Origin of the sequence: Tractidigestivibacter montrealensis, assembly GCF_024741235.1 — a bacterium.
Classification (GTDB): domain Bacteria; phylum Actinomycetota; class Coriobacteriia; order Coriobacteriales; family Atopobiaceae; genus Tractidigestivibacter; species Tractidigestivibacter montrealensis.
Genome location: NZ_JANSKA010000009.1, coordinates 19,739 through 43,141, shown reverse-complemented (window position 1 = coordinate 43,141; position 23,403 = coordinate 19,739). Strand labels below are relative to the sequence as shown.

Here is a 23,403-nt window from a genome sequence, read left to right as displayed (position 1 = left end):
CCAAAATGACGCCGGAGAGGGGCTTTCGTACGTTATGTCATCGGAAACGCGCCTTCGGGCGTCACCGTCACCGTCGCCCGCGCGTCGCCGCCCGCAGCCCGCGGCCGTCACCCCGTGTTCTGCAGCCCGGCGGCAACGCCGGACACGGTGCACAGGATGAGGTAGATGAACCGCTCGCGCTCCTCCGGCGTGAGGTGATCGCCGCGGGTGCGCATCTCGCGCAGCGCGCGCACCTGCGTCACGGAGAGCACGTTCACGAACGGCAGCCTTGCGCGAATCACCGGCCCCAGCACGCGACGGTGCTCCAGCGGCCACGCGTCACCCACAATGGCCAGCACCCACTTGCGCGTGAGGCGCATCTCCTCCAGGACCTTCTTGGCCAGGTCGTCGCGCGAGCCCAGCGCCAGGTACATGCGGCCAATGCGCTCGTCGGTCTTGGAGAGCGACATCTCGATGTTGTCGATGAACGTGGTAAAGAGCGGCCACTCCGCGTAGGCCTGGCGGAGAAGGTCGAGGTCACCCAGCTCCTCGCACGCCGTGCCCAGCCCGTACCACGCGGCCAGGTTGATGCGCGCCTGCGACCACGAGAAGATCCACGGAATGGTGCGCAGGTCGTCCAAGGACTTGGCGCCCAGGCCGCGCTTTGCGGGACGCGAGCCAATGGGCATGAGGCCAATCTCGGTAAGCGGCGTGACCGTGGAGAACCACTCCGCAAAGCCCTCGGTCTCCAAGAGCTCGCGGTAGCGACGGCGAGAGGCGCTGTCCAGCTTGGCGGCCAGGTCGGCGTACTTGGCCGTGGTCTCGGTGTTCACGTACTCGATGGACGGCGAGGACTGCAGCAGCGTGGCGCCGGCAACGGACTCCACGTGGCGCCTGGCCAGCGTGGGATCGCCGTAGCGAGCAAAGATGACCTCGCCCTGCTCGGTGAGCTTGAAGCGGCAGTTGACCGAGCCCTTGGGCTGCGAGAGAACCGCGCGGTTTGCCGGGCCGCCGCCGCGTCCCACCGCGCCGCCGCGGCCGTGCATGAGCACCAGGTCGATGTCGTTCCTCTCGGCCCACTGAGCGATAGCCGCCTGCGCCGCGTGCAGCACCAGCGTGGCCGAGGTAGGGCCGGCGTCCTTGGAGGAGTCGGAGTAGCCGAGCATGACCTCCATGCGCCTGCCGGTCTGGGCAAGGCGCCTCTGCACGGGCTCAAGCTTGATGATCTGGTCCAGCGTGTCGACGGCGTTTTCCAGGTCCTCCACCTGCTCGAAGAGCGGGATCACGTCGAGCACGGGGACGTCCGCCTCGTGCGCAAAGGCAAGGCGGGCCAGCTCGTAGACGTCAGCCACGTTCTGCGCCGACTGCGTGAACGAGATGATGTAGCGCCGCGCGGCCTTCACGCCGTTGATGCGCTGGATGCTGCCGATGGCGCGGAAGGTGTCGAGAACCTCGCGCGTCATGGGCTGCAGCTCGCCCCTCTCGCCCCAGCGCCCGTGCTCGCGGATGTCCTCGAGCGCGCGGGCGTGCACGAGCGAGTGCTGGCGGAACTCCATCTCAACCAGGTGGAACCCAAAGGTCTCCGCCTGCCAGATGAGCTTCTGCAGCGGGCCGTACGCCGTGCGCACGGCACCGGCCGCCGCCAGCGAGCGCTGAACAATGCGCAGGTCGGCAATGTAGTCGTCGGCCGAGGCGTACATGATGTCAGCCGTGCGCTGGATGGTGGCGCGCAGGCGGTCGGAGATCACGATCATGACGGCGCGGTGCAGCTCGGAGGCGGAGACCTCCAGTGCGCGCTGCGAGAGGACCTCGCTCATCTCGACCTGGTGGTTCCACAGGTTCACAAGCGCATCTGAGGGCTTGGTGAAGCGCGCGTCCAGCGTGAGGTTGCGGCCCACGTAGTAGGTCCTGTCGGCCAGGGCCTCAAGCACGTGCACGCGGAACTTCTCGGCCACCTTGCGGCTCACCTTTGCGGTGACGTTGGGGTTGCCGTCGCGGTCGGAGCCAATCCAGCTGCCGGGATGGAAGAACGCCGGGCACACGGGCGGCACAGTGCCGGCGCGCTCGCCCAGCTCCCAGTCGTCAAAGCGGCGATAAACCTCGGGCACCATGTCGAAGAGCGTGGCGTCGAAGATGTCGATGACGGTGTCGGCCTCCTCGACGGGCGTGGGCTTCTTGTACGCGATGGGCGAGGTGCGCACCAGCGCGTCGATCTCCTGCAGCATGAGGCGCTCGTTCTCCACCAGCTCAACGCCGGCGAGCGTAGAGCGCTTGGCGAGAAGCTCGGAGATGCGGCGGATCTTGCCCTCGACCGCCTTGCGCCGCGCCTCGGTGGGGTGCGCGGTAAAGACGGGGTGGAACTCCAGGCGGTTGAGAAGCGCCGTTGCCTTGGCGCGACCGCACTCGTCTACCAGCTGGCCATAGGCCACCGTGAGGTCGTTGATGGGATCGGCCGTCTCGGTGGTGGGCACCTCGCTCTCGCGGCGGCGCAGCGAGGACACGCGGTAGTTCTCCTCGCAGATGTTTGCCAGGTGGAAGTAGGTGACAAAGGCACGCATGAGCAGCGTTGCCCTGTCCATGGAAAGTCCGTCGATGGTGGAGACAAACTCCTGGAACGCCTGCTCGGCCAGGGCGGCCTTGTCGTCAGTGCGCGCCACGCCGTCGGCGTACGTCACGCGGATGGCGTCACCCAGCAGCAGGTCGAAGGTGGCGAGAAGGTCCGGGTCGTTCTCCTTGAGCACCTTGCGAACAAGGCGCAGGAAGAGCGCCAGGTTGTCACGGAGCTCCTCGGGCACGTCGACCAGCGCAAGGGCAGACTTTGCCTGCTCCGCCTCGCTTGCCCTCACGAGCGCGCGTCCCTCCCCTTGGCTCGAAGCCTCGGTTGTTGTCATGTGTCCTCCCTCAAGCTCCCGCCGGTCCCGCCGACGGGCTTGCACGTGTGCCGCATGTCGCTGCATGCAGGACAACCTTAGCAAGCCAACCCACGTTAGGTACCAATCCCACCGAGCGTCCGCAAAGGCGAAACGCAACGTACACGATGGGGCCAGGTGCAAGACCGCTTTCACGCGGCGCGATACAATGGCCCTTATAGTTGACCGGCGGACGAGAGATGCTTGGCCCCAGTGGCTGTGAGAGGATGGTCGGCGCATGGCACGAACGAGCAGGCGGCGCGGGAGAGCCCAAGAGACGGGTCTGAGCTCGCTCGTTGGCTCGCGCGCCGGCAGGCACGAGAGCCGCTCCAGCCGCGCGGCCAAGCCCAAGAAGGAGGGCTTCCTCCGACGCGTCACCAACCACTGGTGGGACCGCCTGATCTCCTCGGTTTTCTCGGGCAGAATCTCTCAGCAGTCCGAGCAGTACCTCTCGCACCAGACCACGCGAGACTACGTGTGCAACTCCATTGGCCAGGCGTGCTGGGGAGGGTTCTTCCCGCTACTCACCATTGTGGCCACGCAGTTTGTGGGCGCCGAGAACGCCGGCCTCTTCTCGATGGCCATGGTCGTGGGCACGCTCCTGTTCTTTGTGGGCAACTACGGCGTGCGCACGTACCAGGTCTCGGACATCGACGAGATGGACTCGTTCTACGACTACCAGGTCAACCGCATTGCGACCTGCGTTGCCATGGTGCTTATCGGCCTTCTGTACTGCCGCATCCGCGGCTACGACGGCGACATGACGGCCATCGTGTGCGGCGTGATGGGATTCCGCTTCTTCGACGCGCTGGGCGACGTCTACGAGGGCAGGCTGCAGCAGAAGGACAAGCTGTACCTGGCCGGCATCTCTCAGGCGGTCCGCTGCGCGCTCTCGTTTGTGGTCTTCACGGTGCTGCTCTTTATCACGCGCAACATGGTGGCCGCGAGCATTGGCATGGCTGTGGGCGCAGCGGCGTCGTTTGTGCTGCTCACGCTGCCGCTGGCGCTCATGGAGACCGAGCGCTCGCTGCCGCTCACGTGGCGCGGAGTGAAGGAGATCTTTGTCAACTGCTTCCCGCTGTTCCTGGCGGCGTTTCTCTACAACCTCATCGACTCGATGCCCAAGTTTGCCATCGAGGGCGTGCTCTCGTACGACAACCAGCTCTACTACAATGCCATGTACTTCCCCGCGCACGCCATTCTCATGGCCGCAGCCATGATCTACAAGCCGCAGCTGCTGCGCCTGGCCAGCATCTGGGACGACCCCGAGCAGCACAAGCGCTTTGACCTCATCATCCTTGCGATGATGGGCGTGATTGCGGGCATCACCGTGATTGTGGGGCTCTTCATGGGGTGGCTGGGCATCCCCATCATGAGCTTCCTGTACGGGCTGGACTTCGAGCAGTTTAGGCCTCTGGTCTACGTGATGGTGGTAAACGGGGGCATCTGCGCGGCGATCGACTTTCTGTACCAGATCATCACCGTGCTGCGCGAGCAGCAGGCCGTGAGCAGGCTCTACCTCATTGCGTTTGCCTTCTCCGTGCCTGTGCTGTGGCTGCTCGTGGGGTTCTCGGGGCTCTCCGGCGCCGTGGTGGGCGCCGTGGTGGTGATGAGCATCCTTCTGGTGCTGCTGCTCTCCGAGTACTTCGCCATCCGCAAGCGCCTCGAGCGCTACTAGGAGGGGCTGGGCCCTGGCCCCTCTTCGGCCTCTCTCGCCCCGTCCTTTCCTCTCCCCCGCATTCTTTAGCGGTATTTGAGAATCGCGTTGCTCGCCAACTGGGCAAATGCAGCGGCCGTTTCTCAGAAACCGCTAAAGAACGAAGATGAGTGTCGGTGTGCATGCCAGAGAGAAGTTCAGTCGGCGAGTCGAGGGGCAAAGAAAGCGGCTTGCGTGCACAAAAATCGACATTGACGGTACAAATTAGGGGTTCCGCTTAGTATCACCCCGCGAGTGCCATTTCACTACCTGCGGCTCCGCAAAAAGTTAGAGTCTTCGTACTCGGCGATTCGCCCAAAAAGGGCCGTCAATGTCGATTTTTGTGCAGAGCCCTATTTTTGAGGCCTGATCCTATACAAGAGTCGACGAAAGACGGCCGCCGGCGCCGGTGGCCGGCGGCGTCTAGCAGCTACGACTCGTCGTCCATCTCGAGGGCGTTCTCGCGGGATTCTCGCCGTTCCTTTATGGCGCTCGCCACGTGCACGAAGAGCAGCCCCAGGATGGCCGAGGTAACCGAGCCGGCGAGAATGGCGCATTTGGCAGCCATGACCTCACTGGGGTCGGTAAATGCCAGGCCCGAGATGAGAATAGACATCGTGAAGCCCAGGCCGCCCATGATGCCCACCGCAATGATCTGCAGCCAGTCCACGTGCTTGGGCAGCTTGGCAAAGCCAATGTGCACGAGAAGCCATGTCACCAGGATGATGCCGATGGGCTTTCCCAGCACGGCGCCAAAGTAGACGCCCTTGGTAACCGGGTCCGCGATGATCGTAGCAAGGTCCATGTCCACAATCCTCACCTGCGCGTTCACAAACGCGAAGATGGGCAGAATCACAAAGTTCACCGGCACCGAGATGTAGCGCTCCATGCGCTCCAGCGGCGGCGTGACGTGGTGCATCACGCGCTCCACGCGCACGGCGGCGGTGGTGAAGTCGTGCTGGCCCAGGACGTGGCTCTCGTCGTCATACGTGTCGTCCAGCTCGCGGGCGCGGGCGTCAAGCCAGTTGCCCAGCTTTGAAAGGCGCACGTCAGAGCGCGCGGGCAGGAAGAACGCCAAGATGACGCCGGCCAGCGTGGCGTGGATGCCAGAGTTGTACATGCACACCCACAGCACCAGACCAACCAGCATGTAGGGCTTGGCCGAGTAGACCTTCATGCGCGAGATGATCCACAACACCACAATCACGCCGAGAGACGCGGCGCACCAGGCCACGTTGGGCGTCTGCCCATAGAAGAGGGCGATGACCACGATGGCCAGGATGTCGTCGGCGATGGCCAGGGTCTGGAAGAAGACCTTGGTCGCGGGCGCAATGCGGTCACCGAGAAGCGACATGACGCCCAGTGCAAAGGCGATGTCGGTGGCGATGGGGGTGGCCCAGCCGTGCACGGCACCACCGGCGTTGAGGATGAGGTAGATCATCGCAGGTGCCGCCACGCCGCCAACGGCGGCGAGCATGGGAAGTGCGGCCTGCCTGGGCTTTCTCAGCTGTCCCACGGTCATCTCGTACTTGAGCTCAATGCCCACCAGCAAGAAGAAGATGGCCATGAGGAAGTCGTTCACAAAGGCCTCGATGGTTATCGAAAAGGTCGCGGGGCCAATGCCCAGCGAGAGGGGCGCGTGGAGCACCTCCTCAATCACCTCGTAGGCGGGCGAGTTGGCCGTGATGACCGCCGCGATGGCGGCGAACACCATGACCGCAGCGGCTATGGTGCCGTTGGAGGTCACCTTGTGGACAGTGCTGCGCTGCTCGATGCGCCTGATGACTGCGGGCTCACCGTAGATGCTTGCCATTGGTTGTGTTGTCCGTTTCCTTGAGGAGAGGCCGCCTGGGGCCCTTCGTTACCCTCTTATCCTACCCAACCAATGCCGCAAAGTTATTTTATCGTTGTTACGGCAGGCGGCGTGGTTGCTGCTGCGTGGCTGTCGCTGTCCACGTGCGCGCCGGGCTGCCCGGCGGCGGCCACCTCCCCCAGCGCCAGCACCTGCTCCACGTAGATCTTCGCCGCAAGGCTCACCACCGCGGCTTCGATGGTCCGGTCAAGCGGAGAGTCGACCTTCTCGCCATTGGTGTCACGCAGGTCGATCACCGGCTCCACCGCCGGGGCAACAAAGTCCGGCCCCACCGCGAACTGCTCGGCAAGTGCGCACTCCAGCGCCGCGCAGAGCTCGTCGTAGGTGTGGCGAAGGTCGAGGTTCTCCTCCTCCACGTGGCGAATGAGGCGCGTGACCTGCTCAATCGAGAGTACGCGCTTGAAGAGACACACGCAGACCACATAGCAGACGTGGCGCCTGGTGTAGCGGTGCTTAACGGGCGCCGGCACCACGTGGCGCTTCACGTAGTTGTTCACCATGGAGCCCGTGACCAGCGGCCCTTCTTCCGGGAGGCACATGAACGAGAGCTCGTCGTCCACCAGGGAGAGAAGCTGGTCCAGGTAGAGCTCGATGCGCGGGAGCTCCGAGAAGCGCGAGATGTGGATGCTCGTCATGCGCTCGGCGAGCGTGCGGTAGGCAACGCACGTGCGCTGGGCACGCCCCTGGTCCTGCTCGTCCGCCATAGCGCCCCCCTCTCGCAAACACTTGAATTCTGTGTGATTAGATTATCTAGTATTAAAAACCAGATGCAATGGCTATAGTTATGACAACGAAAAAATCGGACGCGCTTTCCTTCTCCGATGTCCATTGGGGGAAACGTTGAACAGCCAGAGAATCGCAGTCATCACCGACACGGGCACGGACACGCCTGCCGCCTTTGCGCGCGAGCATGACGTGCGCATTGTCCCGCTGCGCATCAACTTCTCGGACGGCTCGACGTACGAGAGTGGCGTCACCATCACGCCCGAGCAGCTTGTCGAGCGCATGGCAACCGAGGTGCCCTCGACCTCGCTGCCCTCGCCCGCGACCATCCGCCGCGAGTTCGAGCGCGCGCATGACGACGGCTACGTAGCCGCAATCTTTGTGAGCATCTCCTCGGGCCTCTCGGCCACCTGCGACACCGTGCGCATGGTCGCCGACCAGCTCGACGACTTCCCCGTTGAGGTCGTGGACACAAAGACCATTGGCATTGCCGCCGGACTCGTGGTTATGGAGGCCGTGCGCATGGTCGAGGAGGGCATCACGCTGCAGCACATTGGTGCGATGCTCGAGCTGGTGTCGCATGAGAACTCGGTGTTCTTCTCGGTGAAGTGCCTGGACTACCTGCGCAAGGGCGGGCGCATTAGCGCTGCCGTGTATCGCCTGGGCACCGCGCTAAACATCAAGCCTGTAATCACCTGCAACGAGGAGGGCGCCTACGTGGTGGCGCGCAAGGCGCGCGGCTGGGAGCGCTCCATCGACACCGAGATTGCCCTTGTCGAGGAGCAGGCGAGAAAGTATGACAAGGTGCGCGTGGCCATCTGCTGCTCGAGCGCGTGCGTCGACATGTTCGACGAACTTGAGGAGCGCGTGCTGGCGCAGGTGGACAACGCGGTGGAGGTCATTCGCTCGGGAATCTCGGCGGACCTTCTCGTGCACACCGGCCCGGAGATCGTGGGGATCGCGATCCAGGGGGTGTAGCGCCGCGGGGGCCGGCGCGGCGGGGCGTAGCGGCAGCGACAGGCAGGACGTTGTCGCCGGAGAGCCGCTTTTGGAGAGATTTGCAACATTTAGGCGCCTCCGGCGACAGCCGCCGGCGGCGGCCCCGGTGCCCTCGCCCTACTCGCCCAGGCGCGACACCATGCGCGCGACGATGGCGGCGCAGTGCTCGGCCGCAGCCGTCTCGAACGCGGCATACTCCACGGGCGTCGTCGACCCCGGCTTGTCCGAGATCGCCCGCACCACCACGAACGGCACGCGGTTGAGCCATGCCGTCTGGGCAACAGCAGTGCCTTCCATCTCGCAGCATATGCCGCCAAAGTCGTGGGCCAGGCGCTCCTTGTCGTGCGCGTCGGTCACAAAGACGTCGCCCGAGACCACGCGCCCCTCGAAGGCCCGCACGTCACCCGCCACGTCGTGCACGGCAGCCACGGCCTGCGCACGAAGTCCCTCGTCCGCCGAGAAGCTCACACATCCCAGCTGCGGAATCTCTCCCGGCTCGTAGCCAAAGACCGTAGCGTCCACGTCGTGGTAGCGGCAGTCGGTCGAGACCACGATGTCGCCCACGTCGATGCGCGCATCGAGGGACCCGGCGACGCCGGTGTTCACCACGTGCGTCACGCCGTAGCGGTCTACCAGCACCTGCACGCACACGCCGGCGTTGACCTTGCCAACGCCGGAGCGCACCACGACCACCGGCACGCCGCCCAGGGTACCCGCGTGGAACTCCATGCCGGCCACGGTCGAGACGGACTCGTCCTCAAGGCTTGCCACGAGGTGCGCAACCTCGACCTCCATGGCGCCGATGATGCCAACCTTGATATCGCTACGCATTGTGGGACTCCTCGTTGTTCTCGCCGTCGAGCAGGGCCGGGTACGCGAGATGCACGTCATCGATGACCTCGAGCGTGTTGGCGAGGTAGCGGCGCGCCCACCAGTGCGCCAGGTTGAGGTCGGCATCGTGCCAGTTGCCGCAGGCCTCGGGGCGGGCGCCCGGGATCTCGCCCTCGAAGTCGCGCACGAACTCAAAGCAGCGACGCACGAGCGGCAGCACCTCGCACGAGGTGCACTGGCCAAACACCACCAGGTAGAAGCCCGTGCGGCAACCCATGGGGCCAAAGTAGACCACGCGGCTTGACCACTCGGGGTCGTTTCTCAGGAAGGTCGCGCCCAGATGTTCGATGGCGTGGACCGCCGCCGTGTCCATGACGGGCTCGCGGTTAGGCGCCGTGAGGCGCAGGTCAAACGTGGTGACCACGGCGCCGGTGGCGGGGTCCTCGTCCACGCGGCTCACGTAGACGCCGGGCTCGAGCACGAGGTGGTTCACGGTGAAGCTTGCGATGGTCTTCATAGTCGTTGCCTTTCAGTTGGTTGCGTTTGAGGTGGCACCCGACGCGTTAGCCGCTGCACCGGCCGCGGCAGACGCCGGCCGCGCGATCCACGGCGCGCGAGAGATGGCACGCACAAGGGCGTCGGCCTGCACGGAGTAGTTGGAACCGGCAACAAGATGCAGGTGGGCGGTACCGTGTATTCCCAGGGGGCCAAGGGCATCGAAAAGGACCTCAGTCGTGTAGTCGGGGGCAAGCGCGGCGCTGCAAGCCTTGCTCGCAAGGTCCTGCACCTCGCGGGTCACAGCGTCCAGGTCGCTTCCCGGCTCGGCGTAGAACTCGACCGGGCAGTCCGTGACCGACCAGTCCGTCTCGCGCGTAAGGGCAGTCTTGTTGAGGACGGAGTTGGGGATGACCTCGACCTTGCCGCCCTTGTCGCGCACCATAGTCGAGCGCCACGTGACGTCCACCACCTCGCCGGTAAAGCCGCCAATGGTGACCTGGTCGCCGGGGCGCACCACGCGCCCCATCATGAGACCCAGGCCGGCGATGATGTTTGACACCGTGTCCTGCAGGCCAAAGGAGATGACCACGGAGGTCACGCCCAGGGCGGCCACAAACGCCGTGGGCTGAACGCCAAAGACAGGCTCGAGCACGGCGAGCAGCGCAAACACCCAGATGACGGCGCGCACGATGTTCACGAAGATCGACGCCTTGGGCACGCCCGCCGCGTCCAGCGCGCGCTTGAGGCCATGCACCACAACGCGCTGCACGAGCAGCGCGACGCCAATGACAACGGCGAGAAAGACAATCTTCCCTATGAGCGCCGACGTATCAATGTCCGCGAGAATGTCCCCCATCACGCCCTCCAGGTGGCCAAACGGTTCGTGGGAAGCCATGATACTCTCCCGAATGAGACAAAGGGACTGTCCCTTTGTCTCATCGCGCGCCGCAAGCGGTATGGCTAGCGGCGCCAAACGGCTGGACGTACGCCCACTTTTCATGGTATTTACCAGCGCGTTCCCGCCTGACGGAACCACCCTTTCCGCACTGTGGCACGGCCTCGTCCCGCAATAAAACGCAGCTTCGTACCATCTGGTATGAGGTTTGGGTTCGGTTCCTTATCAAGTGTTGGGAGGACGTTATGTTCAAGGCAAGTGTCGGGGAAAGCAGCAATCTGGATCCGCGTGAGGCAGTCAAGGAGACCGTGGGCGAGCTCCGCACACAGGACAATAACGTGGCAGGCGCCAAGGTGCTTTTTGCCTATGCAAGCTGCGCCTATGACCTTCCTGCGATGCTCGACGAGTTTGCGCAGGAGCTCCCGGGCGTGCCGGTGATTGGCAACACCTCCTTCACGGGCGTCATCACGCCGGCAGGCTTCACCGGCGGCGACGGCTTTCTGGGCGCGATGGCCTTCGATGACCCCGCGATGACCGTGGGCGTTGCCGCCTGCCCCAAGACGGATGCCTCCCAGGACGCCGTCGAGCTTGGCGAGAAGGTCGCGCGCAAGGCCATGGAGGCCGCAGACAAGGACGAGGCACCGCTCTACTACTTCATGGCCGCCTCCCCCGCCGAGGAGGAGTACTACGTCAAGGGCATCACGCACGTGATTGGCCGCGTCCCGTTCTTTGGCGGCAGCGCGGCGGACAACGCCATCACCGGCGACTGGAAGCTCTACACCTCCGAGGGCGCCTTTGCTGACGGCGTTGCGGTTGCCTTCTTCTATGGCGCGCCGACAATGGCAAACGTCTACACCGGCGCCTACCACGAGACCGAGGACGTGGGCATTGTCACCAAGACCGTTGGCAACCGCATCCTCGCCGAGATTGACGGCGTGCCCGCACTCGAGAAGTACGCCGCGTGGCGCGGCATGGACGTCGACGGCCTGCGCGGCGGCGAGCTTCTCGGCAAGTCTGTGGTGTCCCCGCTCGGCGTGAAGGACCGCCTGGGCGACCTGGTCGCAATCCGCCACCCCATGGCCGGCAACAACGACGGCTCAATAAGCCTGGGCAACAAGATTGCCAAGAACACTGCGGTCATCCGCATGGAGGCCAGCGTGGACGAGCTTGTCTCCTCCACCGGCAAGACGCTCGGCGAGCTCAGGGCTGAGGTCGCAGACCCCGCCGCCTACCTGCTGGTCCACTGCGGCGGACGCCGCGCAGGCATTGGCGACCGCATTGGCGAGGTGGCGGAGCTTCTCGCCAAGGAGGCGGACGGTGTGCCGTTCCTCACCGAGTTCACCTTTGGCGAGTATGGCCAGGTAGACGATGGTGCCAACACCTGCGGCGGCCTGATGCTCTCGTTCACCGGCTTCTCCAAGTAGCGCAACACCCAGCGGCGCAACACCAAGCCCCCAAGAAAGGAAGGCAATCTGCTATGAAGATGTTTCTGAACGGCCAGCCGGCCGACGCGTCCGACGGTGCGACCATCGAGGTCACCAACCCCGCAAACGGCTCCCTCATCGAGACCATCCCCTCCGCGACCGAGGACGACATCAAGGCCGCCGTCCAGTACGCCAAGGCAGCCCAGCCCACCTGGGCAAAGGTGCCGGTGCACGAGAAGGCCGACATCCTCATGAAGTTCCTCGACCTCGTTGCCCGCGACCACGAGTCCCTGGCGCAGACCCTCTGCGCCGAGACGGGCAAGCCCATCGTCGAGGCGCGCGCGGAAATCTCGAATATACCCATCGCGTTCCGCGCCTTTGCCGAGCGTGCGAAGCATCTCTACGGCGAGACCATCCCCGCAGGCATGGAGGCGGGCCAGGAGCACCACATCCTCATCACCCGCCGCGAGCCCCTGGGCGTCATCGCCGCTGTCATCCCCTTCAACTTTCCGTGCGATCTCTTCGACCAGAAGGTCGCGCCCGCCCTTCTCGCCGGCAACGCGGTGATTGTGAAGCCGTCGACCGACAACCCACTCACGCTCTGCCGCCTCACGGCGCTTCTCGGCGAGGCCGGCGTCACGCCGGGCGCCATCCAGATCGTAACCGGCCGCGGCTCCAAGGTGGGCAACTGGCTCTGCACCAACCCCGACGTCGACGCCATCACCCTCACCGGCTCAACCGAGGTTGGCATCGAGACGGCCCACCACGCGGCGGACCACCTTGCTCACACTGCCCTTGAGCTGGGCGGCAATGACGCCTTCATCCTCCTGCCCGATGGCGACGTGGACCTTGCCGTGGACGAGCTCATGTGGGGCCGCATGTACAACACCGGCCAGGTATGCTGCGCCTCCAAGCGCTTCCTCATCCACCGGAGCCTCGTGGACGAGTTCACGAGCAAGGCCGTTGCGCGCATCTCGGCGCTCAAGCAGGGCAATCCCGCCGATGAGTCCACCCAGATTGGCTGCCTCATCTCGGAGAAGGCCGCCGTCAAGGCGGAGGAGCAGATCAAGCTCACCGTGGAGCAGGGCGGCAAGGTCATTCTCGGCGGGCACCGTAACGGCGCATTCCTCGAGCCCACGGTGATCGCCGATGTCCCTGCCACCGCCGACGTGGCCAAGGACATGGAGATCTTTGCCCCCGTAGTGCCCATCATCACGTTCGACACCGTGGACGAGGCCGTGGAGATTGCCAACGACTCCAAGTTCGGCCTCTGCGGATGCGTCTTCACGCGCGACATGAAGCTTGCTACGAGCGTCGCCGAGCGCCTGGAATGCGGCGGTGCCGTGATCAACGGCGCGAGCTTCTTCCGCAGCTTTGAGATGCCGTTTGGCGGCTACAAGTACTCCGGCATTGGCACCGAGGGCGTCATGTCCACGTTCGACGAGGTCACGCACACCAAGACCGTGGTGCTCAAGGGCATCGTGTAGCGGCTGCCGAGAATGTATGGCAACGGGCCCGCATCGCTTGGTGCGGGCCCGTCTCGTCTACGCGGCCTGATACCCCATGCGGCGCGAGAGATGCCGCGCGGCACTCATGACCTCGGCGGCAACCATGTCGATGCGGTCGTCCGTGAGTTCCGCCACGGTGCCGCTGGCGCTGATGGCGGCCACGGCCTCGCCGCGGTAGTCAAACACGGGCGCGCCAATGCAGCGGTGCCCCAGCTGGTACTCCTCGTTGTCCATTGCCCAGCCCTGGGCGCGCACCTTGCGCAGCTGCTCGATGAGGTCCTGCCGCGAGCAGATGGTGTATGGGGTGTAGCGCTTGAAGTCGCAGCAGTCCAGGACGCGCGACAATTCGTCGCCGGAGAGGCAGGAGAGCAGGCACTTGCCCATCGACGAGCAGAACGCGGGCGAGCGGTACCCAACCTGTGTGTAGAGGCGCGTGTGCGGGTAGACGTCCATCTTCTCCATGTAGACCACGTCGGCGCCCTCGAGCACGCCCATGTGCGTGGTGAGGTTGAGGTCCCAGAGCATGCGCGAGAGGCAGGGCTTTGCCTCGGCGAGAAGCTCTAGGCTGTTTATGCGCGAGCTGGCGATCTCGATGAACTTGTAGCCCAGGCGGTAGCCGCCGTTCTCGTCGTGCTCCACGTACTGGCGCGCCACCATCGAGGCGAGGATGCGGTGCGCGGTGCTCTTGCTGAGGCCCGTCGCCTTTGAGATGTCGGCCAGCGAGAGCGGGTCGCGGCTGCCCGAGAGCGCCTCGAGGATGTCAAAGGCACGGTCCACCACGCGTATCGACTCGGGCATAGCTGCTCCTCACCGTCGCTCTTCTCGCCGGCACGCCGGTGCACACCGGCGAGAAGAGCATAGGACATCCAGAGCGAGGCGCGTTCCACCAGACGGTATGCGGCACCTCTCGTCCGCGAGCGTGAGACAAAGGGACAGTCCCTTTGTCTCATTGAGGGCCAGCGGTGTTACCCCTCGATCTTCACGATGGGAGCAAAGCCCTTCATGAGCTTCTTGGTCTTGCCCGTGCGAGAGAAGCGCACCTCAATGGTGTCGCCCTTGGCGGCAATGACCACGCCGGGACCAAACGTCTTGTGCGAGACGTGATCTCCTGCCGAGAAGGACTCCGCCGCCTTCGCCGCATCGCGACGCGGGGCCTGCGGGCGTGGCAGGGGCGCGGAAGCCGCGGCGCTGGGAGCGGCAGAGCCGCCTGTCGAGCGCGTGCGCGAGCCAAAGACGTGGCCGCCGTAGACCTCGGAGCCGCGGCCGCTGCCAAAGGTGCCGTGCCTGTCTCCGCGCTTCTCCCAGCCCACGCCCGAGAAGCCCGACGAGCCTACGCCCACGGCCTCGACGTCTGCCGCGGGAATCTCGTTCACAAAGCGGCTGCGCGGGTTTGCCTGCACCGAGCCAAAGGTGCGGCGCGTGAGGGCATAGGTGAGGTAGAGCCGCTTGCGGGCGCGCGTGATGGCCACGTACGCCAGGCGGCGCTCCTCCTCGATCGACGCCGGATCGCCCTCATGCGCCGAGTGCGGGAAGATCCCCTCCTCCATGCCGGCAACGAAGACCACCGGGAACTCCAAGCCCTTCGCCGAGTGCACCGTCATCATGGTGACGGCGCTCGCCGAGCCCGCGAGCGAATCCAGGTCCGAGCGCAGCGCAAGCCACTCGAGAAGTGCAGGAAGCTTCTGCGCCGCGACGTCGGGCAGCTTGGTTCCTTCTGCAGGCGATTTCGTGAGCGAAGCGAGCGAGCGAGCGTCGTCAGACGCGAGCGCTGAGCCGGCAGGAGGAACCAAGCTGCCTGCGGCCCTGAGCTGCTCCAGGCTCTCGAGCGTCTCGACTGCGTCATCGTGGGTCTCGTCGAACTCGGCCGCGACGCCGTAGAACTCCTTGATGTTCTCGATGCGGCTGTCTGCCTCGACGGAGTGCTCGGCTTCCAGGGCGCGGATGAGGCCGGAGCGATCGATGATGGCCTCCACCACGTCCGAGAGCTCGCCCGTCATGTGGCGGCCGGCCTCGATGGTGCCCGTGAACTCGGAGAGCGCGCCCCGCACCTTGGGCGAGAGCAGGCCCTGCTCGGCGATGCACGCCTCGCACGCGGAGAAGAACGAGATACGGTTCTCGGCGGCGTACGCGCGAATCTTGTTGATGGACGTGGAACCAATGCCGCGGCGCGGCGTGTTGACCACGCGCAGCGCAGCCACGTCGTCATCCGGGTTCACGACGACCTTGAGGTAGGCCATCACGTCACGGACCTCCTGGCGGTCGAAGAAGCGCGTGCCGCCCACGATCTTGTAGGGCACGCCGGCGCGCAGGAACATGTCTTCGAGGATGCGCGACTGCGCGTTGGTGCGGTAGAAGACGGCAACGTCGTCGTAGCTGGTGCCCTTGTCGTGCAGCTTCTCGATCTCCGAGCCAATCCAGCGGCCCTCGTCGCGCTCGTCCGCGGCCTGGTACACGCGGATCTTCTCGCCATCGCCCGCATCGGTGAAGAGGCGCTTGGCCTTGCGGTGCGAGTTGTGGGCCACCACGGCGTTGGCCGCGTTGAGGATGTGGCCGGTGGAGCGGTAGTTCTGCTCGAGCTTGACCACGTGGGCGTCGGGGTAGTCCTTCTCGAACGAGAGGATGTTCTTGATGTCGGCACCACGCCAGGAGTAGATGGACTGGTCGTCGTCACCCACGACCATGAGGTTTCTGTACTTGCGAGCCAACAGGTTGGTGATGGCGTACTGGACGCCGTTGGTGTCCTGGTACTCGTCCACGCTGATCTGACGGAAGCGCTCCTGGTAGGCGTCGAGCACCTGCGGGTTCTTGGCGAGAAGCTCGAAGGCCTTTACCAGGAGGTCATCGAAGTCCATGGCGTTGGCGCGCTCGAGGCGGCCCTGTAGCACGCGATAGACCTGCGCCGCCTTGCGCTCAAGCGGGGTCTGGGCCTGGCCTTGCATCTCATCGGGCGAGACGAGCGCGTTCTTGGCGCCAGAGATCTGCGAGCGGATTGCCTGGATGGGGAACTGCTTGGGGTCCACGTCGAGCTCGGACATGATGGTCTTGAACAGGCGCTTCGAGTCATCGTCGTCATAGATGGTGAAGTTTGGCTGGTAGCCCACCAGCTCAGGGTCGTCGCGCAGCATGCGAACGCACATGGCGTGGAAGGTGCACACCCACATGCCGCGGGTGCCGCCGGGGAGAAGCGCGTTGAGGCGCTCGCGCATCTCGGCGGCCGCCTTGTTGGTGAACGTGATGGCGAGCACCTGCCACGGGCGCACGCCCTCGTCGGCCACCATGTGCGCGATGCGGTACGTGAGCACGCGCGTCTTGCCCGAGCCCGCGCCGGCGAGCACCAGGAGCGGGCCGTGCGTGCAGAGCACGGCGTCGCGCTGCGCGGGGTTGAGGCCGTCGATGTCGACGGCGGAGGGGCGGTTGGCGGCGGAGCGCGCGGCGGGCGCCGGCTGCGCGGCAGGCGCCGCCTGCTGGCCGCTAGCTGCGGAGAAGAACGAGAACTGCTGGTCAGAGGGCATGCATGTCTCCTGTGGTATCGAGTTGACTCACAAGAGTCTAACGCCCGGAGACGACAGTAATAGGAACCTCCAATGGAATCCCATTGCCCGGCAATGGAATCCCGTTGCCCGGTAATGGGATCCCGTTGCCAGGTATAAAAATCCCGCAGGCGCCGCCGCGAGCCCTAGGCGCCCAGGACCGCGGAGTACGCCGCCATGGTGTAGTAGTTGTACGGCTGGTTGAAGTGCGGAAGGAAGAAGACGTCGAGCAGCGCCAGGCGATCGATGGTCAGCCCCTCCTGGATCGCCAGCGAAAACATGTGGATGCCCGCGCTCATGTCGTAGGTCGAGGCCATCTGCGCGCCAAGGACCCTGCGCGTGGTGCCGTCGAAGACCACGCGAATCTTGACCTCGGGGTTCTCGGTCTCCACAAAGGTCGCCTTCTGCACCTGCGAGAAGTCGCTCACGCAGGCATCGTAGCCGGCTTTGCGCGCGGCCGCCTCGGTGAGGCCAGTGGCCACCATCTTGAGGTCGTAGATGCAGATGCCCGAGGAGCCCTGCACGCCCACACCCTCGATGGCCATGCCGCAGGCGTTGTGGCCAGCCACGATGCCCGAGCGCACGGCGTTTGTCGCCAGCGCAATATAGGCGGGCTCGCCGTCCTTGGCGTTGCTATAGCAGCTGGAGCAGTCCCCCACCGCGTACACGCCACGGCGGCTGGTCTCCTGGTGGTGGTCGACGAGAAGCGCGCCGTTCCGCAGCGTGTCAAAGCCCGCTCCGGCGAAAAGCGCGGTGTTTGGCTTGAAGCCAATGCACAGGCACACGAGGTCCGCCTGGTGGGTGCCCTTGTCGGTGACCACGCGGGCCACCTTGCCGTCCTCGCCCTCAAGACGCAGGACCTTCTCGCCAAAGGCGAGCTCGATGCCGTGGCTGCGGAGGTTCTCGGCCATGAGGTCGCAAAACTCCTCGTCAAAGTTGCCCGAGACGCAGGTGGGCGCCATGTCGACGAGCGTTACCTCGCGGCCGTTTCGCTGGAATGCCTCCGCCAGCTCGACGCCAATGTAGCCCGCGCCAACCACGGTCACGCGGCGGATGGCGGGGTCCTTGAGCTTCTCGACCACTGCCTGCGCGTCCTGGAAGAGCTTCACGCGCTGGACGTTCTGGAGGTCTACGCCCTCGATGGGCGGGATGATGGGCAGCGAACCCGTGGCCAGGATGAGCTTGTCGTAGGGCTGGTCAACGCGCGTGCCGTCCGCCGCAACGGCGTGGACCACCTGCGCGTCGTAGTCGATGCTCTCGACGCGTGTCTCCATGAGGACCGTTGCGCCCTTGGCTTCGAAACCCTCCTTGGTCTGATAGAAGAGGCCATCCGGACCAGAGATCTGCCGACCAATCCACAGCGCCATGCCGCACCCCAAAAAGCTGATGTTGCTATTCTGGTCGATGATTACGACCTCGTTGCCGGGGTGGTTGTCGAGAATGGCGTTGGCCGCCGCGGTCCCCGCGTGGTTGGCGCCGACGATCACGATCCTGCTCATGTGCTCCCCTTCCCTCCCGCGGACGTGCCGTGCGGGTGGACGAGAGGGACGCAGCGGGCGGGCGAGGTGCAGCCGCCAGCGGTCCCTTGGGCTAATGTTATCTTCTATATAACATATTCCCCGAGCAGTACAGCCGGCTTCTAATTGCTATTCGGCAAGTGACACATATACGCGGTGGGGTGCCCCCTATCCCCGCGCGCAGAGCAGGTCGAGCGGCTCCACGGCAAAGGGAAGCCTCACCTGGTAGAGCTCTCCATTGGTGACGAGAGGCACATGCAGCTCGAAGTTCCGCACCGGCTGGCCTGGCGAGAGCACCTCTAGCTCGCCGCCGGCGTCCGCACGGTTGCGGCAGCGGACGCAAGCGACGCACGCTCCGTCCACGCCAGCCGAGACCTGCTCCACCACGCCAACAAGGCACCTCTCGCGCTGGTAGTCCACCCTGCCTGGGTTCTGCTGGGGTTCTCCCAGGTAGAAGCCCGTGGAGTACGGGCGGTGGCTCACGAGGTCAAGCTCCCGGCGCCATGGTCCCGCGTCCTCGCCGTCCAGCACGTGGCGGTAGGCGTTGGTCACGGCAGCCGCGTAGTAGGCGCCCTTCGAGCGACCCTCCAGCTTGATGGCGTCGACGCCAGCCGCGCGCAGGTCGCGAAGGTGCTCGATCATGCAGAGGTCGTTCGACGAGAGCAAATAGCTCGCGCTGCCGTCCTGCTCCACTGGCAGCACGGCGCCAGACTTCTCCTCCGTAAGCGACCACGCCCAGCGGCACGGCTGCGCGCAGGCTCCGTTGCTGGCAGAGCGCCCCGGTCCCATAAGGCCCGCCGAGAGCAGGCACCGCCCAGAGTACGCTATGCACATCGAGCCGTGCGCGAAGGCCTCCAGCTCAAGCTCCCCCGTCACGCGGCGCCTCAGCTCGGCAATCTGCGCAAGCGTCATCTCGCGGGCGAGAACCACCCGCGTGGCCCCCAGTCGCGCGTACTCCTCGGCGGCCGCCGCGCTCATGACCGACGCTTGCGTGGAGACGTGCACCGCCACCCGCGGCGCAAACCTGCGCGCCAGCGCAATGGCACCGAGGTCGGCCACGATCACCGCGTCTACGCCGGCCTCTACCAGAAGCGAGAAGAACGCCGGCAGCGCGTCTGCGTCCTTGTCGGTCATGACCGTGTTCACGGTCACGTGGACCGCAACGCCCCGCGCGTGCGCGTAGGCCACCGCCTGGACCAGCTCCTCGTCCGAGAAGTTCCGGCTTCCGGCACGCATACCCCAGTGCTGGCCAGCCAGATAGACCGCATCTGCGCCAAAGTGGATAGCCTCGCGCAGCTGCTCCGGGCCACCCGCAGGCGCCAGGAGCTCCATGGGAATCTGCTCGCCCATCGCTAGCGGACCTTGTCCTCGGCCTTGCCCTTGGCCTTGTCCAGCAGCTTGTCGAGCATCGCCGTGCAGCCGGCCATCACGTCGTCAAAGGTGGCATCGAAGTTGCCCGTGTACCAGGGGTCCGCCACGTCGCGCGGGTGGCCGGTCCAGTCCATGAGCAGCGAGACCTTGTGCAACGGATCCGCCTCGCGCACAAGCTGCGCCGAGACGGGCGGCCACGAGAAGCCCATGCCCCTCTCGCCCAGAAGCAACCGGTACATGCCGTCGTAGTTGTCTTTGTCCATGCCAACGATGTAGTCGAAGCGGTCGTAGTCCCTTGGCCCCATCTGACGGGCGGCATGGTGACCACAGGGGATGCTCGCGCGGCGAAGTCGCTCGCGCGTGCCGGGGTGGACGTCGTTACCCAGCTCCTCTCGGCTGGTCGCGGCCGAGTCGATCTCGAAGTCGCCTTCGCAGCCGGCGCGGAGTACCAGCTCCTCCATCACGAACTGTGCCATGGTCGATCGGCAGATGTTGCCGTGGCATACAAAGAGAATGCCTGTCTTATCGTTTGTCCGCGGCTCCCCGTACTGGTTTCTCGCCATGCATTCCCCGATTCCGTCACAAGCGCCCAACAACTCGCAGGTTAAGAGTATGGACCGCGCCGCGTGGTCCGCGCAACGTCCCCGCAAGCTCGCCCGACCGCCGCGCACTGCTAGGATTGCAGAAGAACACAGCGAAGGGAGGCCGCGGTGGACGAGACAGACAACAAGGACCGGGCGAGGCAGGCGCTCGCACGTGCGGCGCAGCGCTGCGGCTGGCCCGCGGAGTTTGGCGAGGCTCTCGCCCTCTACCTGGGCTCCGTTGGTGCGATGGAACGCATGGCGGCCTACCTTGCGCAGGCGCGGCCCCAGTCGATGGAAGAGGCCGCCGACGAGGCCGTTGCCATCGTCGAGCAGCGCGATGCGTGGATAGAGCGGAAGAAGGGCGAGTACTATAACGCCAAGATCACCGAGCTCTACAACCGCGAGCGCGACGAGTAGAGAAGGCACGGGCATGCTGGGCTGGTTCCGCAAGCAAGGAAACGGGGGTCCCGCCGGGCTAAAGCCCACCAAGGGCGGACAGCTCCTTCCCGTGGGCGACAACTGCCGCGACCTGGGCGGCTATCCCCTGCCGGCGGGCCACGGCCGCGTTGATGGAGCAACCACGCTTGCGCATCGCTTCCTGCGCTCTGGCTCCACCTCGACGCTCTCGCGCAAAGAGGCTCACTACCTGCGCGAATACGGCGTCACGCGGGTAGTTGACCTGCGAAGCACCTTGGAGTGCACAAGCTCGCCGGACGTCTTTGCCTCCTACCCCGGCGTCGCCTACACAAACGTGCCGCTCTTTGGCGTCAACCTGCACGACCCCAAGCTGCACCTGCCCGGGGAAGCGCGCGACTACCTTGCGACCGGCTACCTCAGGATGCTCGACAACCACGACGCCGTGCGCCAGATCTTCTCGGCCTTTGCCGAGGCGGCGCCCGAGGAGTGCGTGCTCTATCACTGCGCTGCCGGGATGGACCGCACCGGCATCACGTCGCTGCTGCTTCTGGGTCTGTGCGGTGTGGATCGCACGAGCATCGTGGCGGACTACACCTACTCGTTTGCCTCGCGCGAGGAGGTCGACGCCTACATCTACCAGGGCGTATCTCCCAGCTTCACCACTGTGGACGTGCTGGCCAAGCTCATGGGCCGCGTGTACGACGGCCTCCTCGAGAGCTACGGCTCGGTCGAGGCGTACCTTCTCGCCTGCGGCGTCAGCAAGTCGCAGCTCACACGCGTGCGCGATCACCTGGCGAAGTAGCGCGCCCCGGCCGACAGGAGCAACGAAAAGCCCCGGCGCATCGGCGCCGGGGCTTCATCAATCTTCTAATGAGACAAAGGGACTGTCCCTTTGTCTCACGAGAGGGCCTTCTCGGCGGCCGCCTGCAGCTTGGCGCGCACGGCCTCGGCCTCGGCGCGCGTGGCGCCCTTGGCGAACAGGTACGCCTTGACCTTGGGCTCGGTGCCGGACGGACGGAAGATCACCTTGTTGTCGTCCTCCAGGCGGTACTCAATCACGTTGGCCGCGGGCAGCTCCTGCGCAGGCTCCTTCTGCAGGCCGGAGACACGCGGCATCTCGGCGCCCTTGCCAAAGTCGGTCATGCCCACAACCTTGTAGCCGCCAATCTCGGTGAGGGGGTTCTCGCGCAGGCCGGTCATAATCTGCGCCATGCGCTTGGCGCCGGCCTCACCCGGGAACTGCGCGTTCACGGTGCCGTTGAGGTAGTAGCCATACTGCTTGTAGAGCTCCTCCATGGCCTCGTAGAGGTCCATGCCACGCTCGGCATAGTACGCCGCCATCTCGACGCACATCTCCACGGCCACAATGGCGTCCTTGTCGCGCGCGTGCGTGCCCACGAGGTAGCCGTAGGACTCCTCGAAGCCCATGAGGAAGCGGTCCTCCTCGCCCTCGTCCTTGAGCTGGTCAATCTGGTCGCCAATGTACTTGAAGCCGGTGAGCACGCGGCGCATCTCAAAGCCGTAGTGCTTGGCCAAGGCGTCAGGCATCACGGACGAGACGATCGTGGACACGGCGACCTTGCGCTTGGGGTCCTCGCCGCGGTCGATTGCCATCTTGATGAGCCAGTCCATCATGAGGACGCCCATCTCGTTGCCGGTGAGCAGCTTGTACTCGCCGTTGTGCGGGATGGCGGTGCCCATGCGGTCGGCGTCAGGATCAGTAGCCACGACCAGGTTGGGCTTGACCTTCTCGGCAAGGTCAAGCGCCATCTGCAGCGCCTCGCGGAACTCGGGGTTGGGGTACTTGCACGTGGGGAAGTTGCCGTCGGGGTTGGCCTGCTCGGGCACGACAGTGACGTCGTTCACGCCAATCTCCTTGAGGATGCGCGTGACGCACTCCATGCCGGTGCCGTTGAGCGGCGTGTAGACAACCTTGTAGCCCTCGGGCGCCTTGAAGCCGGGGACCGAGACCTTCTTGACGGCGTCGATGAAGGCGTCGAGAACCTCCTCGGGCGTCCACTCGATGAGGCCCTGTTTGAGGCCCTCGTCGAAGTCCATCATCTTGACGCCGCCAAAGACGGGCGTCTGCGCGATGGAGGCGCTGATCTCATCCGCGGCCTCATTGGCGATCTGGCCGCCGTTGTCGTTGTAGACCTTGTAGCCGTTGTACTGTGCCGGGTTGTGCGACGCCGTAAGCACGATGCCTGCGGAGGTGTGCAGGTAACGCACCGCAAAGGAGAGTGTGGGGACGGGCTCGATGCGCGGGTAGACGTAGACGTGCACGCCGTTGGCGGCAAGGACGCCGGCCGCCACGCGCTGGAAGTCCTCGCCCTTGAGGCGAGAATCGCGCGCGATGGCAATGGTGGGGTGGTCATAGTGGGCGTTCAAGTAGTTGGCCACGCCCTGGGTTGCCTGGGCAACCACGTAGACGTTCATGCGGTTGGTGCCCACGCCGAGCGTGCCGCGCAGGCCCGCAGTGCCAAACTCGAGCGTGCGATAGAAGGCGTCGTTGAGCGCATCCTCATCGCCAGCGCTGACAAGGGCGTCAAGCTCGGCCTTGAGGTCTGGCTCGGTGACGTTGTCCTGCCAAAGCTTGATGGTTTCCTTCACGCCTGCGTCCATGGTTCCCCCCTTGCTTCCCGCCGCACG

General features: G+C 65.1%; 18 protein-coding genes. 6 read left to right on the top strand and 12 right to left on the bottom strand.

The window, feature by feature from the left end; all coding sequences use genetic code 11:
* Positions 1-107: 107 nt before the first annotated feature.
* Entirely contained in the window at positions 108-2,870 is a 2,763-nt protein-coding gene (locus tag NVS32_RS10455) for a phosphoenolpyruvate carboxylase (protein WP_258499760.1), read from the bottom strand.
* Positions 2,871-3,126: 256 nt separating this feature from the next.
* On the opposite strand from NVS32_RS10455, the gene NVS32_RS10450 reads away from it, so the two are divergent.
* Complete coding sequence (locus tag NVS32_RS10450; RefSeq protein WP_258499759.1) at positions 3,127-4,566, top strand: lipopolysaccharide biosynthesis protein; 1,440 nt, start codon at positions 3,127-3,129, stop codon at positions 4,564-4,566.
* A gap of 448 nt (positions 4,567-5,014) precedes the next feature.
* Here the strand turns inward: NVS32_RS10450 and nhaA are convergent, their stop codons facing one another.
* Complete coding sequence (gene nhaA, locus NVS32_RS10445) at positions 5,015-6,397, bottom strand: Na+/H+ antiporter NhaA (RefSeq protein ID WP_258499758.1); 1,383 nt, start codon at positions 6,395-6,397, stop codon at positions 5,015-5,017.
* Between the two features lie 83 nt (positions 6,398-6,480).
* The gene (locus NVS32_RS10440; RefSeq protein ID WP_258499757.1) at positions 6,481-7,161 is read right to left on the bottom strand and encodes a DUF1836 domain-containing protein; all 681 of its coding nucleotides are present in this window, start codon (positions 7,159-7,161) and stop codon (positions 6,481-6,483) included.
* Between the two features lie 136 nt (positions 7,162-7,297).
* Here NVS32_RS10440 and NVS32_RS10435 point away from each other — a divergent pair, with 136 nt between their 5' ends.
* Positions 7,298-8,158 carry a DegV family protein gene (locus NVS32_RS10435; protein WP_258499756.1) on the top strand — a complete coding sequence of 287 codons (861 nt, stop codon included), beginning with the start codon at positions 7,298-7,300 and terminating at the stop codon, positions 8,156-8,158.
* Positions 8,159-8,296: 138 nt separating this feature from the next.
* Here NVS32_RS10435 and NVS32_RS10430 read toward each other — a convergent pair whose 3' ends face one another.
* From NVS32_RS10430 to NVS32_RS10420, 3 genes are read right to left on the bottom strand one after another with little or no spacing between them, the layout of a single operon-like run.
* Positions 8,297-9,010 (bottom strand): 5'-methylthioadenosine/adenosylhomocysteine nucleosidase, encoded by a 714-nt coding sequence (locus tag NVS32_RS10430; RefSeq protein WP_258499755.1) that lies wholly within the window; start codon positions 9,008-9,010, stop codon positions 8,297-8,299.
* A complete protein-coding gene (locus NVS32_RS10425; RefSeq protein ID WP_258499754.1) occupies positions 9,003-9,527 on the bottom strand; it encodes an S-ribosylhomocysteine lyase in 525 nt (174 codons plus the stop codon). The genes NVS32_RS10430 and NVS32_RS10425 overlap by 8 nt, the downstream gene beginning before the upstream one ends.
* Positions 9,528-9,539: 12 nt before the next feature.
* Positions 9,540-10,403, bottom strand: a complete 864-nt coding sequence (locus NVS32_RS10420; protein WP_258499753.1) for a mechanosensitive ion channel family protein — start codon at positions 10,401-10,403, stop codon at positions 9,540-9,542.
* Between the two features lie 245 nt (positions 10,404-10,648).
* Between NVS32_RS10420 and NVS32_RS10415 the strand changes: the two genes are divergently transcribed.
* Complete coding sequence (locus NVS32_RS10415; protein ID WP_258499752.1) at positions 10,649-11,827, top strand: FIST signal transduction protein; 1,179 nt, start codon at positions 10,649-10,651, stop codon at positions 11,825-11,827.
* A 53-nt stretch (positions 11,828-11,880) separates the two neighbouring features.
* Positions 11,881-13,314 (top strand): aldehyde dehydrogenase family protein, encoded by a 1,434-nt coding sequence (locus NVS32_RS10410; RefSeq protein ID WP_258499751.1) that lies wholly within the window; start codon positions 11,881-11,883, stop codon positions 13,312-13,314.
* Positions 13,315-13,371: 57 nt separating this feature from the next.
* On the opposite strand, the gene NVS32_RS10405 is transcribed toward NVS32_RS10410, so the two are convergent.
* The 5 genes from NVS32_RS10405 to NVS32_RS10385 form a co-directional block, all read right to left on the bottom strand.
* Positions 13,372-14,133, bottom strand: a complete 762-nt coding sequence (locus NVS32_RS10405; RefSeq protein WP_258499750.1) for an IclR family transcriptional regulator — start codon at positions 14,131-14,133, stop codon at positions 13,372-13,374.
* Positions 14,134-14,300: 167 nt separating this feature from the next.
* The gene (locus tag NVS32_RS10400; protein ID WP_258499749.1) at positions 14,301-16,847 is read right to left on the bottom strand and encodes an ATP-dependent helicase; all 2,547 of its coding nucleotides are present in this window, start codon (positions 16,845-16,847) and stop codon (positions 14,301-14,303) included.
* A gap of 164 nt (positions 16,848-17,011) precedes the next feature.
* Positions 17,012-18,364: a H2O-forming NADH oxidase gene (gene nox, locus NVS32_RS10395; RefSeq protein ID WP_258499748.1), complete on the bottom strand. Its 1,353-nt coding sequence runs from the start codon at positions 18,362-18,364 to the stop codon at positions 17,012-17,014.
* A 186-nt stretch (positions 18,365-18,550) separates the two neighbouring features.
* A complete protein-coding gene (locus NVS32_RS10390; RefSeq protein WP_117651682.1) occupies positions 18,551-19,732 on the bottom strand; it encodes a U32 family peptidase in 1,182 nt (393 codons plus the stop codon).
* Between the two features lie 2 nt (positions 19,733-19,734).
* Complete coding sequence (locus NVS32_RS10385; RefSeq protein WP_258499747.1) at positions 19,735-20,316, bottom strand: low molecular weight protein-tyrosine-phosphatase; 582 nt, start codon at positions 20,314-20,316, stop codon at positions 19,735-19,737.
* Positions 20,317-20,463: 147 nt separating this feature from the next.
* On the opposite strand from NVS32_RS10385, the gene NVS32_RS10380 reads away from it, so the two are divergent.
* Positions 20,464-20,754, top strand: coding sequence for a hypothetical protein (locus NVS32_RS10380; RefSeq protein ID WP_258499746.1), 291 nt, complete (start codon positions 20,464-20,466; stop codon positions 20,752-20,754).
* A 13-nt stretch (positions 20,755-20,767) separates the two neighbouring features.
* A complete protein-coding gene (locus NVS32_RS10375; RefSeq protein ID WP_258499745.1) occupies positions 20,768-21,556 on the top strand; it encodes a tyrosine-protein phosphatase in 789 nt (262 codons plus the stop codon).
* Positions 21,557-21,651: 95 nt separating this feature from the next.
* Here the strand turns inward: NVS32_RS10375 and NVS32_RS10370 are convergent, their stop codons facing one another.
* Entirely contained in the window at positions 21,652-23,376 is a 1,725-nt protein-coding gene (locus NVS32_RS10370) for a phospho-sugar mutase (protein ID WP_117651678.1), read from the bottom strand.
* Positions 23,377-23,403 lie beyond the last annotated feature (27 nt).